Origin of the sequence: Colwellia maritima, from assembly GCF_022669015.1 — a bacterium.
Lineage (GTDB): Bacteria > Pseudomonadota > Gammaproteobacteria > Enterobacterales > Alteromonadaceae > Colwellia > Colwellia maritima.
This window is the reverse complement of the sequence record NZ_JAKKSL010000001.1, coordinates 1,040,166-1,056,935: the sequence shown is the minus strand read 5'-3', so window position 1 is coordinate 1,056,935 and position 16,770 is coordinate 1,040,166. Positions and strand designations below refer to the sequence as shown.

Here is a 16,770-nt window from a genome sequence, read left to right as displayed (position 1 = left end):
AAGATAAGTGGTTTTTAAAATTAGATATTCATGCCTTAATCAATTTAAACTCATTATTAAGGCATGAATTTTGGGCGCGATTATAGACCAATCAAAAGCAAAAGACTAATACTATCCATTGCTTTGATTCTCACAACAACGGATTTTTTATAATCCATTGAAATTATTGAGCTTCTTTTTTTAATTTGATAATCAAGTCAATGTGAGGGATCAAGGCTTCTATTTCTCCAAGTTGACCTCGTAATGATTGCCACTGAGCAAGCTCTAGCTTACCTGAATTTAAAATGGCCTGCTTTAACTCCTCAATTAACGAGCTTTTATCATCAGTTTCAATAAATTCATTAATACGAAATAAATTATCTATTTCGGCTTGGCTAATAATTTCTTCATTTCTATTGGCTTTAGCCATCATGCTACTCACTGTCTGTTAATATGCTTTCAAGTTATATAATTACAAACTAATGCGTTTATATTGTCGATATTCAGGTTGCCAGAAATTTCGCTCTATTTTAGCCAATAATTCATCGTCAGGTAATTCAAGTGCTAAGCCTTGTTCATAGGCGACTTTGGCAACGGCAAAAGCCATATCTTTACTCAGCTGTTCTATTTCGGTGAAAGGCGGCAATAACGAGCCTTCACCGGTATTTGCTAGTGGCGAGGCTGCGGCTAATGTTTCGCTAGCCACTTGTAGCATTCTGTCAGTTATTCGTTTGATATTCGCTGAAATAACACCTAAACCAATACCTGGGAAAATATAGCTGTTATTACATTGTGCGATGGTGAATGTTTCACCTTGATATTCAACTGGATCAAATGGGCTACCCGTCGCAATAATCACGTTTCCATTTGTCCAGTTAATAACTTGCTCTGGGGTCGCCTCAACTTGCCTAGAAGGATTACTCAACGGAAATATAATTGGCTTATCACAATGTTGTTTCATTGCCTTGATAACTTCTTCACTAAATAAGCCGGCTTGCCCTGAAACACCAATCAAAATATCAGGTTTTGCTCCATGCATAACTTCTAAAAGCGATGCATATTCTCCACTGATACCCCATGAGGATAATGCAAGATGAGTTTGTACTAACTTTTGTTGAAAATCTCTTAAATTATCCATTCCTTGAGTTAACAAACCGAATCGATCAACCATAAAAATTTGGCTGCGAGCAACAATGGGTGAAATACCTTCACTGACCATCTGCGTTATGATTTGCTCTGCAATACCACAACCGGCAGAGCCAAGACCAACAAAGGCGACTTTCAGTTGCGATAATTTCACACCTTTGCTTCGACAAGCAGCGAGTAATGTTCCAACCGTTACAGAAGCGGTACCTTGTATATCATCATTAAAACAACATATTTGGTCACGATAACGGTTTAAAAGTGGCATTGCATTCGGTTGGGCAAAATCTTCAAATTGCAACATCACATGCGGCCACCGGCGCTTAACCGCGGTAATAAATAATTCTAAAAATTCATCATACTCGGTCTGACCAATACGCTTATGTCGAGCGCCCATGTACATAGGATCGTCTAATAGTTTTTGGTTGTTTGTACCTACATCTAACATTACAGGAAGCGTATAAGCTGGACTAATACCACCACAAGCTGTATAAAGAGATAACTTACCAATGGGGATGCCCATCCCACCAATGCCTTGATCACCTAAACCTAATATGCGTTCACCATCAGTAACCACAATAACTTTCACTTTATTTTTAGTGGCGTTTCTTAAAATATCATCAATTTGATATCTATCTTCATAGGAAATAAACAAACCACGTGAACTACGATAAATATCTGAAAACTGTTCACAAGCATCGCCAACCGTTGGAGTATAAATAATGGGCAACATTTCAACTAAGTGACGTTGTACTAATTTAAAAAACAATGTTTCGTTGTTATCGTGAATAGCACGCAAATAAATATGTTTATTAATATCATTATGAAAAGAACAATATTGCATATAAGCTCTGTCAACTTGTTCATCTATGGTTTCAAATCTAGGCGGTAATAATCCCGCTAAATTAAAATTGATACGTTCTTGGTGATCGAAAGCGCTACCTTTGTTTAATAATGGGGTTTCTAATAATGTTGGGCCGAAAAGGGATATATAATGGACGGTTACTTTTAGTCATTAGTGTTGGTTACTTCTATTCTATTTATTGTTTCGGTGAATATCAGGAATACATTGAATCAATGTTAGGTGGAAGTATAAAGGATTTTTACAATGGTGAATAGCCTAGCCTAATCAACTTCATCAATCCAAGCCAACTGTATTGCTTCTAATACGCGTTCACCACAATGTTCAGGATCATCATCAAAGCGCTCAAGATCAAGAACCCATTGTCGAAGATCGGTGAAATGTAATTTTAATGGATCAACCGTTGGATATTGTTCAATGAGATCAAGTGCTATTTCTAGTGAATCAACCCACTTTAATCCTGATGAAATACGCATAATAATATTACCCTATACAGAAAGCGTGAAAACTATTTTATAAAATAGTTTTTGGAATGATTACAACAATAGATGAAACCAAAAATAGTCTGCTATTAGCATTAGTACAAACCACAACAATAGCAATCTTGCTCGTTTACAAAACGGGCAATCGGTATGCCACCACTGTTTAACCTGGACAAGTAATGTTGCTTTTATCATTTAACTAAATAACCTTTTTAGCATGGAATTATTTTCCTTTGAGGCCGCTAAAACTGAAGTATTATCATCACAATGTAATGGATTAAAACCATTTATGCCAATATAAACTTCGGGTTTGTCATTAGGATAGATTTTTCTTTCAAAATCGCCTATTGCAGGGTTAAAACGATACTCCCGAGACCATTGTGTAATATGGGCTGTTAATGTATTAATAGCTTCAACAAAAAAATTAATTTCTGCATTAGTAGTTGTTGGATGAAAAGAAGCGCGAATCCAAACCTGGTTTTTCACAATAATCGCCATCATCAATTTGTTGTGTTATTTGCTGTGATTTATCATGGTCAACATTCAGTAATATGTGTCCATATGTACCCGCACAGGAACAACCACCGCGAGTTTGAATACCAAACTTGTCATTTAGTAATCGCACAACTAAATTATAATGCACGTTTGTGATATAAAAGGACACTATGGCCAAACGGTCTGTGATTGCGGGTTCAAGCATATTCACGTGTTCATTTTTTTTAAGCTCTGCCATTACGAAATCAATTAATTCTTGTTCACGCGCTGCAATATTGGCAGTGCCCATTGCCTCTTTAACCTTAATAGCCAATGCCGTACGAATACATTGTAAAAAACCAGGGGTTCCGCCATCTTCACGTATTTCTATATTATGAAAAAAACTATGTGCTCCCCAGGGGTTTGTCCATGTAACTGTGCCTCCTCCAGGATGATCTGGTACTTTGTTTTTGTATAACATTTTGTTAAAAATAAGAACGCCAGAACTGCCAGGTCCACCAAGAAACTTATGCGGTGAAAAGAAAATGGCATCTAAAGCTTGCGATTTATTTACTGGATGCATATCTATATCCACATAAGGTGCTGAACAAGCAAAATCGACAAAACACAAGCCACCATGTTCGTGCATTATTTCAGCTAATTGATGATAAGGCGTTTTTATTCCTGTAACATTTGAACAGGCAGTAAAAGTACCAATTTTTACTTTCCTATTTTTATATTGTTCTAACAATGTCACCAAATTTTCTAGTGAAGGTAATCCATTATTATCACTGGCAACTATTTCTAAGGTCACATCACATTCGTACCAAGTTGTTTGATTTGAGTGATGTTCCATATGTGTAATAAATACAACGGGTTTATCTTCTTCACTAAATATAACCTGATCAGCCATGCGTTCAGGAATGCGCAAACCTAAAATCCGTTGGAATTTATTCACTACATCCGTCATCCCCGCTCCAGAGGTGATTAAAATATCATTATCACAAGCATTTACATGTCTTTTAATTACTTTTTGAGCATCATGATACGCCGATGTCATCGTACTACCGGTTAAATTAGTTTCTGTATGAGTATTAGCAACGTAGGGGCCGAGGATACGAGTGATATAAGTCTCTATTGGCTGATATAACCGACCACTTGCCGTCCAATCAGCATAGAATATCTTTTGCGGTTTTCCGTTAATTTCATGTACTAGGTCTTGACCTATTATATGTTGGCGGAATTGCTGAAAGTGTTGCTCTAATGACATAATAACATCCTCGTAAAACCACATAAAACTCTTATATGTAGTTAATTATAAATGAGAAAGAGTATGTTCAACTTTGTTATTTAAACCTATTTTCAGGGATAACTAATGGCAACTCAGTAGAACGTTTAATCTCTTCCATAGCAAAACTAGAGGTTACATCTGTCAAGCTTGTCGCTTGAATAAAACGTTGGTAAAAAGCATCATAACTAGCAATATCTTTGACCACTACTCGTAGCAAATAATCATACTCTCCACTCATACGATAAAAATCTACTACTTCAGGAAATGCAGAAACTGTTTTAGAAAACTGCGCTAACCAATCACTGTCATGCTTACTCGTTTTCACTTGTACAAATACCGAAACACTTAGATCTAATAATGTCGCATCAAGTAAAGCCACTTTTCGTTTGATAATACCGCTTTTTTCTAGTTTTTGTAGACGACGCCAAGAGGGTGTTTTTGTTAAGCCAACCCGCTTAGCTAACTCATCTATAGCAATACTAACATCTCTTTGCAATATAGCAATAAGCCGCAAATCTATCTCATTTAAGTGCATTTTGTTCCTAAAATTACCAAATAATTAAAACAAAATACTTTAAGCGTTATGCTTTTTCAAGATTATTGAAAAGTTATTTTATAAAATAGGTAGGTCTGAGAATTATATTTTAGATAAAAGCCCAAAAAAATTCATAAATATGTGATTAAATAGATAAAGTGAACGTTACCGGCCCGTCGTTCAATAACTGGACCTTCATATCTGCGGCAAACTCTCCAGTAGGTACACCAAAACCCCTTTCACGTAATTGTTGGCAAAAGTAGAGATACAAATCATTGCTAAACTCGGGTTTAGCCGCTGAAGTAAAACTAGGACGCATCCCACTGTTGGTATCTGCGGCTAAAGTAAACTGTGATACAACCAAAATTTCACCATTTATTTGGCTAACATTAAGGTTCATTTTTCCATTTTCATCATTGAATACACGATAGCCCGCAACGCGTTCTGAAAGACGCTTTGCTTTTGCGTGTGTATCATCAGGTTGAACCGCGAGAAATACCAGTAAGCCTTGATCTATCTCGCCAATAACTTTCTGGTTCACTGTAACACTTGCCCAACTAACTCTTTGGATTAAGGCAATCATTCAAGGCTACCTTCTGATTCGCTTTCTAGCGAATATTCTTGTAAGGACACAGTAATAACAGCCCCTCCTAAAACAATTAACCAAGATAGGTATACCCATAAAAACAAAATAGGTACTATTGAGAGTGCTCCATAAATTGCTTGGTATGAGGGAAACGCAGTAAGGTATTCTGCAAATATTTTTTTTGCTAACTCAAATAAAACGGCCGCAATTAATGCCCCGAAAAAAGCAAATTTAAAAGGTACTGGTTTATTTGGCACCAAAGATATAAAGTAAGATAAAAGCCGCCATAGAAGACATTAATGGTAATAAACGGAAAAGCGTATTAGTAATGCCAAAACTATCTTCCACCCCTGTTGTTACCAAAGATACTATATAAGAGGTTATGGCGATACTTGCCCCAACTAAAATGGGTCCTAAAGTCAAAATCATCCAGTACATAGAAAAAGACGTAATCACACGACGCTTTTGAGTTACTTGCCAAATATTATTAAATGTTTTATCGATTGACGATATAAGCAATAAAGCGGCAAAAAACAAGAATGAAATAGCAACAGCGGACATTTTTGAAGCATTATCAACAAAAGAAGATAAATACTTCTGCACTACATCACTTGCCGTCGGCATGAAGTTATCGTAGACAAATTGTTCTACACTATGATGAATATCTGAAAAAATTGGAAATGCTGTAGCAACAGATAAAGCAACAACCATCAAAGGCACAAGTGACATTAAACTAACATAAGACAGATACCCCGCAACTACTTGTAATTGCGCTTTCTTTACACGTACTAATAAGTAGTGCAAAAAAGAGACATAACGCCGCAAAGGAAAAGAATTTATTAACTGTTTATAATGTGTATACAGTGAACTCATATTTACTAACAATTTGCTTATTTTTAAATGCTTAAGATTATATTATGATAACAGTAATAAGTTTACTAGCAAGGTGTGATATGTCAGATCAAGGTTCAGCAGGTAATGTTATTGCCGCAATTTGTAACGTGTTTTTCCCAGGATTAGGTCAATTAGTGCAAGGACGGCTATTGCCTGCCCTTATTTTTGCTATCGTTTGTGTGGGGGGTTACGCTTTATGGTGGTTAATTATTCCTGCCATTATTGCCGGAGTATTTCATTTATACGCAATTATTGACGCAGCTACCTATAAAAATAACAGTTAGTTAAAATAATTTTTAGCTAATATCAATTTCACTAACTATGTGATCATTTCTACTTGCTAAAATTACAAACTACATCGTTATTTATTTAATAATTAGACCAACTTGTTATTGAAATAAATGCCTTGTATTTAGCAATTTTCTACGTATAGAATAGATCACTTAATTAATGAAACTGGTATTACTTAACGTGACATTATGAACAAAAAAACCGCCTGATGATATCAGGCGGCTTTTTAATTTTTACAATTCATTCGTAAGATCACTTCAAAACATTATTTCGAAGAACGACCATCTCGTTTTCGGTCGTTCTCTTTCAGTAATTTTTTACGTATGCGAATACTTTCTGGTGTTACTTCAACTAATTCATCATTATCGATAAATTCTAACGCTTGCTCTAACGACATAATGATAGGCGGCGTCAGCGTTTGTGCTTCATCAGTACCTGATGAACGAACGTTAGTTAATTGCTTACCTTTAAGCGCGTTAACGGTTAAATCGTTATCTCGGCTATGAATACCAATTACTTGACCTTCATAAATATCAATACCATGACCAATTAACATACGACCACGAGATTGTAAGTTAAATATAGCGTTAGTTAATGCTTTACCAGTTGCATTAGCAATCATTACACCATTTTTACGTTGGCCAATTTCGCCACCTTTGTGAGGTCCGTATTCAAAGAATGTGTGGTAGATCAAACCAGAGCCAGACGTTAATGTCATGAATTCAGTTTGGAAACCAATTAAACCACGGCTTGGCATGATAAAATCCATACGGATACGACCCGTACCGTCTGGTGCCATATCAGTTAATTCAGCTTTACGAACACCCATTCTTTCCATGATAGGCCCTTGATGTTGTTCTTCAACATCAATCGTTACGGTTTCGTATGGTTCTTCTAATACACCATTAACTTCACGAATAATAACTTCAGGACGAGATACTGCTAGCTCGAAACCTTCACGACGCATGTTTTCAATTAAGATACCTAAATGAAGCTCACCACGGCCTGATACTTTAAATTTATCAGCATCTTCTAATTGTTCAACACGTAAAGCAACGTTATGAATTAACTCTTTATCTAAACGGTCTTTAATGTTACGTGAAGTTACAAATTTACCTTCTTTACCGCAAAATGGAGATGTGTTTACTTGGAACGTCATGTTGATTGTTGGTTCATCTACAGATAATGCAGGTAACCCTTCAACGTCTGTTGGACAACAAATCGTATCAGAAATTTTTAATTCGCCTAAACCCGTAATCGCAATAATATCGCCGAAACCTTCAGCAATATCTAAACGCTCTAGACCTAAGTAACCGAATACTTTACCTACTTTAGCGTTATGTAATCCGCCATTTGCGAGTTGAATAGTTACTTGTTGGTTTGGTTTAACACTACCACGAGTAATACGACCAACACCAATTACGCCCAAGTACGAACTGTAATCAAGTTGAGAAATTTGCATTTGAAAAGCGCCATCGGGATCCGCAGTTGGACATGGTACTTCGTTAAGAATAGTATCAAATAACGGTGTCATGTCGGTGCCAGTTTCGCCTTCTTCAAGCGTAGCCCAACCATTAATTGCCGAAGCGTAAACAACTTTAAAGTCTAGTTGTTCATCTGTAGCACCAAGGTTATCGAACAATTCAAAAACTTGATCCATCACCCAATCAGGACGAGAACCAGGCTTATCAACTTTGTTGATTACAACGATTGGTTTTAAACCTTGTGCAAACGCTTTTTTCGTTACGAAACGCGTTTGTGGCATAGGACCTTCTTGTGCATCAACAATAAGTAAAACAGAATCTACCATTGACATTACACGCTCAACTTCACCACCAAAATCAGCATGGCCAGGAGTATCTACGATGTTTACACGGTAGCCGTTCCAGTTAATAGCCGTGTTTTTAGCTAAGATTGTGATACCACGTTCTTTTTCGATATCATTCGAGTCCATTGTACGTTCTTCTAGGCCACCACGGGCGTCTAGCGTACCTGACTGTTCTAGTAATTTATCTACTAGTGTGGTTTTTCCGTGGTCAACGTGAGCAATAATTGCCACATTTCTTAATTTATCTAACACAGGCGTTACTCGCTGTTACTATTATTTATATCGCAACTAACAAGAAGCTGAGCATAAATAACTAAGGCTATAATTGGGCGCGCATTATACAGGAGATTCGTTTTAAAAGATATTAAATATCCCTTGCTAATTTTTTAACTGACAAAACAACATAATCGGTTTGCACAACAATAAAAATAATCCCTCTCGATACCAATAAATAAAAGACAACAAAAATGCTAAAATACTATATAGTTATTTGCAGATTATTTAAGGTTTAACTTAAGGCTTAAGTCGGTGCGCACCAAAAAGATCCATTGACGCACCAAAGCAGTGCCTTACGATTTTATATTATTAATTAAGTTGTTGTTTATAAACACTTTCATTGTTGGCACAATAATAGCTTAGATAAATACAAGAATTGGTTTATACCAAAAGAATAAAACTAACCTCACTGGAGAGACAAAAAATGTCACAAGCAGTATTTGATTTAATAAAAGAACACGATGTCAAGTTTATTGATCTTCGTTTTACCGACTCAAAAGGTAAAGAGCAACACGTATCTATTCCTCATCATCAAGTGAATGAAGATTTCTTTGAAGATGGTAAAATGTTTGATGGTTCATCTATCCAAGGTTGGAAAGGTATTAATGAATCTGACATGGTTATGATGCCGGTTGCAGATTCTGCTGTATTAGACCCTTTCTCTGAAGCGTCTACACTAATTATTCGTTGTGATATTTTAGAACCAAGTACAATGCAAGGTTATAGCCGTGATCCTCGTTCAGTAGCAAAACGCGCTGAAGAGTATATGCGCGGTACAGGTCTTGCCGATACAGTATTAATTGGTCCAGAACCAGAGTTTTTCTTGTTTGATGACGTACGTTTTAGCACAGAAATGAGCGGTTCGTTCTATAAAATTGATGATAAAGAAGCTGCTTGGAATTCAGGTACTGAATACGAAGAAGGCAATATGGGTCACCGTCCTGGCGTAAAAGGTGGTTATTTCCCTACCTCTCCGGTTGATTCCTCACAAGATATCCGCTCAGCCATGTGTTTAGTAATGGAAGACATGGGTCTAGTAGTTGAAGCACATCACCATGAAGTAGCAACAGCAGGTCAAAACGAAATAGCTTGTCGTTTTAACACTATGGTTTTAAAAGCTGATGAAGTACAAACATACAAATATGTAGTACATAACGTAGCCCATGCTTATGGCAAAACAGCAACGTTTATGCCTAAACCATTAGTAGGTGATAATGGCTCAGGTATGCATGTTCATCAATCACTTGCCAAAGATGGTGTTAACTTATTTGCCGGTGATAAGTACGGCGGTTTATCTGAAATGGCGCTGTACTATATTGGTGGTATTATCAAGCATGCTAAAGCATTAAATGCCTTCACAAACCCGACTAACTCTTATAAACGTTTAGTACCTCATTTTGAAGCACCGGTAATGCTTGCTTATTCGGCTCGTAACCGTTCAGCATCTATCCGTATTCCAATTGTGCCATCACCAAAAGCAATGCGTATTGAAGCTCGTTTCCCTGATCCGGCAGAGCAAACCCATATTTAGCCTTTTCGGCATTATTGATGGGCGGCCTTGACGGTATTCAAAATAAAATACACCCTGGCGATGCTATGGATAAAGATTTATATGATTTACCAAGAGAAGAAGCTGCAGCTATTCCACAAGTAGCTACTTCATTGGATGATGCCCTTGATAATTTAGAAGCTGATTATGAGTTCTTACTTCAAGGTGGAGTTATGGACAAAGACATGATTGATGCTTACATTGCAATCAAACGCGAAGAGTCACAACGCGTTAACATGACAACACACCCATTAGAGTTTGAATTATACTACAGCGTATAATTACACTAGTTCTTAAAAAAACTCACTTCGGTGAGTTTTTTTATGCCTATACATTAAAATAAAAGAAAATTACTTTTCTGTGGTAAATCGACACATTTTTGTATAGATTATAAATACCTATGTTCACATTGTAGAGTATTTGGATATATCTGAAGGAATTGGATATAAATAATTGATTATGATTAAATTTATTTTACTAATGCTATTAACCTTATCGTTCGCGATTCCCGTGAACGCAGGTACAGCTAAAATCTATGTGTGGCGTAATGAAAATGGAGAGTTAGTTTACTCTGACACCCCCAAACCGGGCGCAGAAGAAGTCATAACGAAGCCTGGTAATATAATCAAGTCATCAACAACATTAGAAACACAAGTACTCGATATTCACACAAAAGAAATTATTGAAGAATATCAAGTGGCGATTAATTACCCAGAACAAAATGCTACTATTCGTGATAACACAGGCGCAGTTTTTGTGAGTGGTATTATTACACCAATTTTTAAACGTGGATTAAAAATTCAACTAATATTAGATGGCAAACCCTATCAAAAACCCCAAAATGACGCGCGTTTTTCACTTCGAAATGTTGATCGTGGCGAACACCAAATAAAAATGAAAATATTTAACGAACAAGGCAAGGTTATTGCATTATCTACACCTGTAACGTTTTATATGCATCGATCTTCTGTAAATTAGTAAAAATTAGCACTAAAGTGCAGCATTGAACACTGCAAATAAAACCTTTCTAGAATATACTAAACTTAACGCACTATATTGGTGCGATATTAGTGTGAATATGAGGCTTTATGTTGCATACAAGAAAAGAAATTCAACAGCTTAAGTTTAATTATCAGCAAACCCTTGCTAATCAGCTAGTCACGGCTGTGCTGATACTTGATCATAAATTAACAATTTGTTATGTAAACCCTGCAGCAGAAGCATTACTGATTAAAAGTTTGAATAAATTATATGGCTGCTCTTACGATTTAATTTTTGCTAACACATCAATAACACGCCCTCGATTAGAACTATTACTTAACACTGGACAAGAACTGACTGATAGTGAAATTGAAATAGAGCCAAGGGTGAAAATCATCGATTTACCGCAGAGGTGACAGCCTCAGCAGTGGAGTTCAACCACGAGCCACATGTATTGATCGAATTTAAACAAATAGACCAACAAAAACAGATTAGCTTAGAAGTATTTCAGCAACAGCAATGGATTGCAGCCCGGGATTTAATTAAAGGTTTAGCTCACGAAATAAAAAATCCACTTGGCGGGCTTCGCGGTGCAGCACAACTCTTAAATAAAGAACTTGATGAAGAGCAACAAGAATACACAGAGATGATTATTGAACAAGCCGATAGACTGACAAATTTAGTTGACAGACTGTTAGGGCCAAACCAATTACCTCAAATTGAAAGCCACAATATACATTCAGTATTAGAAAAAGTTTGTCAGGTTGTTAATTTTTCGCATGAACAAACGATAGAATTGAAACGAGATTATGACCCCTCAATTCCTGCAATAAAATGCGATCAAGAAAAAATACAACAGGCGGTATTAAATATAGTTAACAATGCCATCCAAGCAATATCAGCTAATAACAAAATAACATTAAAAACACGCATTGCTAGCAATAAAACCATTAATGGAAAACAAGTTAAGCTCGCTGTAAAAATTAGTATTATTGACGACGGTCCCGGTATTCCTGTTGAAATTCAAGATACCTTATTTTATCCCATGGTCTCCGGACGAACAAATGGTACAGGTTTAGGTTTGTCTATCTCACAAACCTTAATAAACCAAAGATAATGGTAAATTAGCCTGTCATAGTCGCCCTGGACATACTGAATTTATAATACTTTTACCTTTAACATAGTTAAAGAAGTTGAAGTCTGGTTCCATGATAAACGAGCATAGAATATTAACCCGAGAGAAAATACAATGATCACTGAACAAGTATGGATAGTAGATGACGATAGTTCAATTCGATGGGTATTAGAAAAAGCCTTTACCAAAGCGAATATTAGCAGTGCCTCATTTGAAAGTGCCAGTAATTTACTCATTGCACTAGATCACGATCAACCTGAAGTGATTATATCTGATATTCGAATGCCTGATATTGACGGAATGAGTCTACTAAATGCGATAAGTAAAGAACATCCAAATATTCCCGTTATCATTATGACTGCGCACTCAGATTTAGACAGTGCAGTAAATGCATACCAAGGTGGTGCATTTGAATACTTACCAAAACCTTTTGATATGGATGAAGCCGTTACACTGACTAAACGTGCCTTAACCCACGCACGAGAACAGAATGTAAAAAATCAAAAAACCGAGAATGCACCACTTGCTTCAGGACTTATTGGTGAAGCGCCGGCAATGCAAGAAGTATTTCGCGCAATCGGCCGTTTATCACGTTCGAGTATTAGCGTTTTAATCAATGGTGAATCAGGCACAGGCAAAGAATTAGTAGCACATGCATTACACTCACATAGTCCGAGATCTAAATGTCCCTTTATCCCACTTAATATGGCAGCAATACCTAAAGATCTAATTGAATCTGAATTATTTGGTCACGAAAAAGGTGCGTTCACAGGCGCAAACTCAGTACGTCAAGGACGCTTTGAACAAGCACATGGCGGGACTTTATTTTTAGATGAAATAGGTGATATGCCGTTAGAAATACAAACAAGATTATTACGTGTTTTGTCAGACGGACAATTCTACCGCGTAGGGGGACATTCGCCGGTACAAGTCGATGTCCGCATCATCGCTGCAACGCACCAAAACTTAGAAGATAGAGTCAATAGTAATGAGTTTAGGGAAGATTTATTTCATCGTCTGAATGTAATTCGTATCCATTTGCCTAGTTTACGTGAAAGAAAAGAAGATATACCTCAACTTAGTCAACACTTCTTAAAACAAGCTGCAAATGAGTTAAGTGTTGAGTCTAAAACTATCAGTAAAAAAGCGGCTAATTTCTTACAACAATTTCAATGGCCTGGTAATGTTCGCCAACTTGAAAATATTTGCCGATTCTTAACTGTTATGGCAAGTGGTCAGGAAATATTATTAGAAGATTTACCTAGTGAACTGACGGAAACGAGCACAAAAACAAACACAGAAATATCATCATGGCAAACAGCGCTAAGCGACTGGATGGATCAAGAATTAGCTCAAGGCTCTGATGCTATTTTGGATACAGCAATGCCAGAATTTGAGAAAGTGATGTTAGAACGCGCATTACTGTTTACTCAGGGGCATAAACAAGATGCAGCAAAAAAACTAGGATGGGGGCGAAACACACTTACCCGGAAATTAAAAGAACTGAATTTATAACTAAGTTGATTAACAATCGATTAAGTAGAGTGATTATTGATGGTGCTTATTAAGCACTACAGCTTTCTTCATCACATGGTTTACAGCTATTACATAATTTAATATTGATAAAATGCGCCGCAATGATTAGGCTAGCGCCACCAATAATAAAATAGACTTCTACTGATTCTGAAAAGTCATGTTTTATCCAATAGAGTGCAACACCTAGGTAGAGTAAATAAAAGGGGTATAGACGTTTATGATAACGTTTAAAACCTGAAAAAAGCGCCATCGTTCCTAAGGCTGCCGTCATCAGTAAAAAAACATGTTCCCACGTGTGATCAGCTAGAAAGCTTAAACCCATCAAAGGTAAAATAGGGATAAGAACAGGCAATAGTATGCAGTGTAATGCACACAATGAAGTTGCTGTAATGCCTATTCTGTCTAACATAATATTCCAACACAAAATTGTTTTATAACTGCTATTTAAACTAACAAAATAATTTAAATAATCTCGGTGTGTAATAATATCACAATTGATACATTATAACATTAATAAACTGAAAAAAATCATAGCTTTTATGAACTTTCTACAGTAAAACTAATAACCTCCTGAATATGATGCTTTTTTAGTGCTAACATTACCAATCGATCAATGCCTAAGGCAACGCCTGCACATTGAGGTATACCAGAGGCTAATGCTGAAATAAAATTTTTATCAATGGGTTTTTCTTTCAAATGTGAAGCACACCTTTTCTCATTATCTATTTGAAAACGTTTTTCTTGTTCTTTACTATCTGTTAATTCATTGAAGCCGTTTGCCAATTCAATTCCTTGATAATAGCATTCAAATCGTTGCGCAACCCTCTCATCGGCTAAACACAACTTAGCAAGTGATGCTTGAGATTTTGGAAAGTTATATATAAAACAAGGTGCGTTATTGCCGATATTAGACTCTATTAACTCACTGAAAATAAACTGTAATAAAATATCATTATCATCTACAGCTAGGAGCCAGTCACTTAGCTTACCTCTTTGTTCTATCAGTGCTAATAATTCTTCTTTTGTCGCCGTTAACGGGTCTAAACTAACATGTGCAATAAAAACATCCTGATAAGTATGAGAAACCGGTGATTCACAATGCAAAACGTCCCTTAGTAAAGCACCTACTTCAGTCATTAACTCAAAATGATCAAAACCAATTCTATACCACTCCGGATCGTAAATTCTGGATTATGAAAACGCCCAACCTCTTCATGTCTAAATGCTTTGCAGATTTGAAAAATACTGCCATAACCCGACGCTAATAAGCGCTTCATATGAAATTCAGGTGACGTTTGTAAATATAAATTTGTTGCTTCGTTCTTGGTACTGGTACGTAAAAAGTCATAACGACATGATAATGCGTCTATATATACATCGGTAATAGTTCCAAGCGATAAAGCGGGTGTTTCAACTTCAACAACATCACGGTCGGCAAAAAAATGTCTTATTTTTTGTAGGATTTTCGCACGTTTTTGCGCATCTTTCCAAGTAAGTGTTGGTTGCCAAGACATAATTAGCCCTTCATAAATATATTGTGATTGACGCGACTAACTAGTCACGGTTAAGTCAAATTGAAACAAAAAAGGCCGCAGAAGCGACCTTTTCATTTAACGTATTTGAGTTTTATTTTGCTTGATAACCGATGGGATAACAAGGCATGGACACGGCGTTGACGCTAGTCAATGAGTATCCACAACGCAGTTAACGCAAGGGTAGCTGCAAATAAACCTTCAATTAAGCGATGATTGATGAAACAACACCGCCTACAGTACGACCACCTTCACGGATTGCGAAGCGTAAACCTTCATCCATCGCTACTGGGTTGATTAGCTCAACAACAAATTTCAAGTTGTCACCAGGCATTACCATTTCAACACCTTCTGGAAGCTCTACTGAACCAGTGATATCCGTTGTACGGAAATAAAACTGTGGACGGTAGCCTTTAAAGAATGGTGTATGACGGCCACCTTCATCTTTAGAAAGTACGTATACTTCTGATTCAAATTTTGTATGAGGTGAAATTGAACCAGGCTTACATAATACTTGACCACGTTCAACATCTTCACGCTTAAGACCACGTAAAAGTACACCACAGTTCTCGCCAAGACGACCTTCGTCAAGAAGCTTACGGAACATTTCTACACCTGTACAAGTTGATTTTTGTGTATCACGGATACCTACAACTTCTACTTCTTCACCAACTTTGATGATACCACGTTCAACACGTCCAGTTACTACGGTACCACGACCTGAAATTGAGAATACATCTTCGATTGGCATGATGAATGCTCCGTCGATTGCACGCTCTGGCTCTGGAATGTAGGTATCTAATTGGTCAGCAAGTTCTATTATTTTAGCTTCCCACTTCTCTTCGCCTTGAAGTGCACCCAAAGCTGAACCTTGAATTACTGGTAAATCATCACCTGGGAAGTCATATTCAGATAGAAGTTCACGAACTTCCATTTCTACTAATTCTAATAATTCTTCGTCATCTACCATGTCACATTTGTTCATGAAAACGATGATGTAAGGTACACCAACTTGACGTGATAATAAGATGTGCTCGCGTGTTTGTGGCATAGGACCATCTGTAGCAGCAACTACTAAGATAGCACCATCCATTTGTGCAGCACCAGTAATCATATTTTTGATATAATCAGCATGGCCTGGACAATCTACGTGTGCGTAGTGACGTGTTTCTGTATCGTATTCAATGTGAGATGTATTGATTGTAATACCACGTTCACGCTCTTCTGGTGCATTATCGATTTGTGCGAAATCTTTAACTTCACCACCGTGAACTTTTGTTAATACCGCAGAGATAGCGGCTGTTAAAGTTGTTTTACCGTGATCAACGTGTCCGATAGTACCAACGTTTACATGTGGTTTATTACGTTCAAATTTTGCTTTAGCCATTTTTCAATT

General features: G+C 36.8%; 17 protein-coding genes and 2 pseudogenes. 6 read left to right on the top strand and 13 right to left on the bottom strand.

Going from position 1 to position 16,770, the window contains the following annotated elements; translation table 11 throughout:
- Positions 1–163 precede the first annotated feature (163 nt).
- The 9 genes from L3081_RS05245 to L3081_RS26435 form a co-directional block, all read right to left on the bottom strand.
- Entirely contained in the window at positions 164–412 is a 249-nt protein-coding gene (locus L3081_RS05245; protein ID WP_242283979.1) for a hypothetical protein, read from the bottom strand.
- 39 nt (positions 413–451) lie between these two features.
- Positions 452–2,113 (bottom strand): NAD-dependent malic enzyme, encoded by a 1,662-nt coding sequence (locus tag L3081_RS05240; RefSeq protein ID WP_338027260.1) that lies wholly within the window; start codon positions 2,111–2,113, stop codon positions 452–454.
- 134 nt (positions 2,114–2,247) lie between these two features.
- The gene (iscX, locus tag L3081_RS05235) at positions 2,248–2,460 is read right to left on the bottom strand and encodes a Fe-S cluster assembly protein IscX (protein WP_242283978.1); all 213 of its coding nucleotides are present in this window, start codon (positions 2,458–2,460) and stop codon (positions 2,248–2,250) included.
- Positions 2,461–2,661: 201 nt separating this feature from the next.
- On the bottom strand, positions 2,662–2,952 hold the full coding sequence (locus tag L3081_RS05230; RefSeq protein ID WP_242283977.1) for a hypothetical protein: 291 nt from the start codon (positions 2,950–2,952) through the stop codon (positions 2,662–2,664).
- Complete coding sequence (locus tag L3081_RS05225) at positions 2,903–4,210, bottom strand: aminotransferase class V-fold PLP-dependent enzyme (RefSeq protein WP_242283975.1); 1,308 nt, start codon at positions 4,208–4,210, stop codon at positions 2,903–2,905. The genes L3081_RS05230 and L3081_RS05225 overlap by 50 nt, the downstream gene beginning before the upstream one ends.
- Positions 4,211–4,286: 76 nt before the next feature.
- Positions 4,287–4,766, bottom strand: coding sequence for an Lrp/AsnC family transcriptional regulator (locus L3081_RS05220; protein ID WP_242283974.1), 480 nt, complete (start codon positions 4,764–4,766; stop codon positions 4,287–4,289).
- A gap of 145 nt (positions 4,767–4,911) precedes the next feature.
- Positions 4,912–5,349 (bottom strand): D-aminoacyl-tRNA deacylase, encoded by a 438-nt coding sequence (dtd, locus tag L3081_RS05215; protein WP_242283972.1) that lies wholly within the window; start codon positions 5,347–5,349, stop codon positions 4,912–4,914.
- On the bottom strand, positions 5,346–5,609 hold the full coding sequence (locus L3081_RS26440) for a YihY family inner membrane protein (RefSeq protein WP_338027259.1): 264 nt from the start codon (positions 5,607–5,609) through the stop codon (positions 5,346–5,348). The genes dtd and L3081_RS26440 overlap by 4 nt, the downstream gene beginning before the upstream one ends.
- Entirely contained in the window at positions 5,599–6,156 is a 558-nt protein-coding gene (locus tag L3081_RS26435; RefSeq protein ID WP_274620335.1) for a YihY family inner membrane protein, read from the bottom strand. The genes L3081_RS26440 and L3081_RS26435 overlap by 11 nt, the downstream gene beginning before the upstream one ends.
- A 149-nt stretch (positions 6,157–6,305) precedes the next feature.
- Between L3081_RS26435 and L3081_RS05205 the strand changes: the two genes are divergently transcribed.
- The gene (locus L3081_RS05205) at positions 6,306–6,530 is read left to right on the top strand and encodes a hypothetical protein (protein ID WP_242283970.1); all 225 of its coding nucleotides are present in this window, start codon (positions 6,306–6,308) and stop codon (positions 6,528–6,530) included.
- Between the two features lie 272 nt (positions 6,531–6,802).
- Here L3081_RS05205 and typA read toward each other — a convergent pair whose 3' ends face one another.
- A complete protein-coding gene (gene typA / locus L3081_RS05200; RefSeq protein ID WP_242283968.1) occupies positions 6,803–8,617 on the bottom strand; it encodes a translational GTPase TypA in 1,815 nt (604 codons plus the stop codon).
- Positions 8,618–9,065: 448 nt separating this feature from the next.
- Between typA and glnA the strand changes: the two are divergent.
- The 5 genes and pseudogenes from glnA (at position 9,066) to glnG (ending at position 13,821) form a co-directional block, all read left to right on the top strand.
- A pseudogene (gene glnA, locus L3081_RS05195) lies at positions 9,066–10,471 on the top strand (glutamate--ammonia ligase).
- 178 nt (positions 10,472–10,649) lie between these two features.
- Positions 10,650–11,168: a DUF4124 domain-containing protein gene (locus L3081_RS05190; protein WP_242283966.1), complete on the top strand. Its 519-nt coding sequence runs from the start codon at positions 10,650–10,652 to the stop codon at positions 11,166–11,168.
- A 110-nt stretch (positions 11,169–11,278) separates the two neighbouring features.
- Positions 11,279–11,587, top strand: a complete 309-nt coding sequence (locus tag L3081_RS28005; RefSeq protein ID WP_338027121.1) for a hypothetical protein — start codon at positions 11,279–11,281, stop codon at positions 11,585–11,587.
- Between the two features lie 38 nt (positions 11,588–11,625).
- Positions 11,626–12,288, top strand: a complete 663-nt coding sequence (gene glnL, locus L3081_RS28000; RefSeq protein ID WP_338027120.1) for a nitrogen regulation protein NR(II) — start codon at positions 11,626–11,628, stop codon at positions 12,286–12,288.
- Between the two features lie 132 nt (positions 12,289–12,420).
- The gene (gene glnG, locus L3081_RS05180; RefSeq protein ID WP_242283965.1) at positions 12,421–13,821 is read left to right on the top strand and encodes a nitrogen regulation protein NR(I); all 1,401 of its coding nucleotides are present in this window, start codon (positions 12,421–12,423) and stop codon (positions 13,819–13,821) included.
- Positions 13,822–13,870: 49 nt separating this feature from the next.
- On the opposite strand, the gene L3081_RS05175 is transcribed toward glnG, so the two are convergent.
- From L3081_RS05175 to tuf, 3 genes and pseudogenes are all read right to left on the bottom strand, one after another.
- On the bottom strand, positions 13,871–14,251 hold the full coding sequence (locus tag L3081_RS05175; RefSeq protein ID WP_242283963.1) for a MerC domain-containing protein: 381 nt from the start codon (positions 14,249–14,251) through the stop codon (positions 13,871–13,873).
- 128 nt (positions 14,252–14,379) lie between these two features.
- A pseudogene (epmA, locus tag L3081_RS05170) lies at positions 14,380–15,356 on the bottom strand (elongation factor P--(R)-beta-lysine ligase).
- 223 nt (positions 15,357–15,579) lie between these two features.
- The gene (gene tuf, locus L3081_RS05165; RefSeq protein WP_242283961.1) at positions 15,580–16,761 is read right to left on the bottom strand and encodes an elongation factor Tu; all 1,182 of its coding nucleotides are present in this window, start codon (positions 16,759–16,761) and stop codon (positions 15,580–15,582) included.
- Positions 16,762–16,770: the final 9 nt, after the last annotated feature.

Coding starts and splice junctions, on each gene's coding strand:
- L3081_RS05245 (WP_242283979.1), bottom strand. CDS start 412: ATGATGGCTAAAGCCAATAGAAATGAAGAAATTATTAGCCAAGCCGAA.
- iscX (WP_242283978.1), bottom strand. CDS start 2,460: ATGCGTATTTCATCAGGATTAAAGTGGGTTGATTCACTAGAAATAGCA.
- L3081_RS05225 (WP_242283975.1), bottom strand. CDS start 4,210: ATGTCATTAGAGCAACACTTTCAGCAATTCCGCCAACATATAATAGGT.
- L3081_RS05220 (WP_242283974.1), bottom strand. CDS start 4,766: ATGCACTTAAATGAGATAGATTTGCGGCTTATTGCTATATTGCAAAGA.
- dtd (WP_242283972.1), bottom strand. CDS start 5,349: ATGATTGCCTTAATCCAAAGAGTTAGTTGGGCAAGTGTTACAGTGAAC.
- L3081_RS05205 (WP_242283970.1), top strand. CDS start 6,306: ATGTCAGATCAAGGTTCAGCAGGTAATGTTATTGCCGCAATTTGTAAC.
- L3081_RS05190 (WP_242283966.1), top strand. CDS start 10,650: ATGATTAAATTTATTTTACTAATGCTATTAACCTTATCGTTCGCGATT.
- L3081_RS28005 (WP_338027121.1), top strand. CDS start 11,279: ATGTTGCATACAAGAAAAGAAATTCAACAGCTTAAGTTTAATTATCAG.
- glnG (WP_242283965.1), top strand. CDS start 12,421: ATGATCACTGAACAAGTATGGATAGTAGATGACGATAGTTCAATTCGA.
- L3081_RS05175 (WP_242283963.1), bottom strand. CDS start 14,251: ATGTTAGACAGAATAGGCATTACAGCAACTTCATTGTGTGCATTACAC.
- tuf (WP_242283961.1), bottom strand. CDS start 16,761: ATGGCTAAAGCAAAATTTGAACGTAATAAACCACATGTAAACGTTGGT.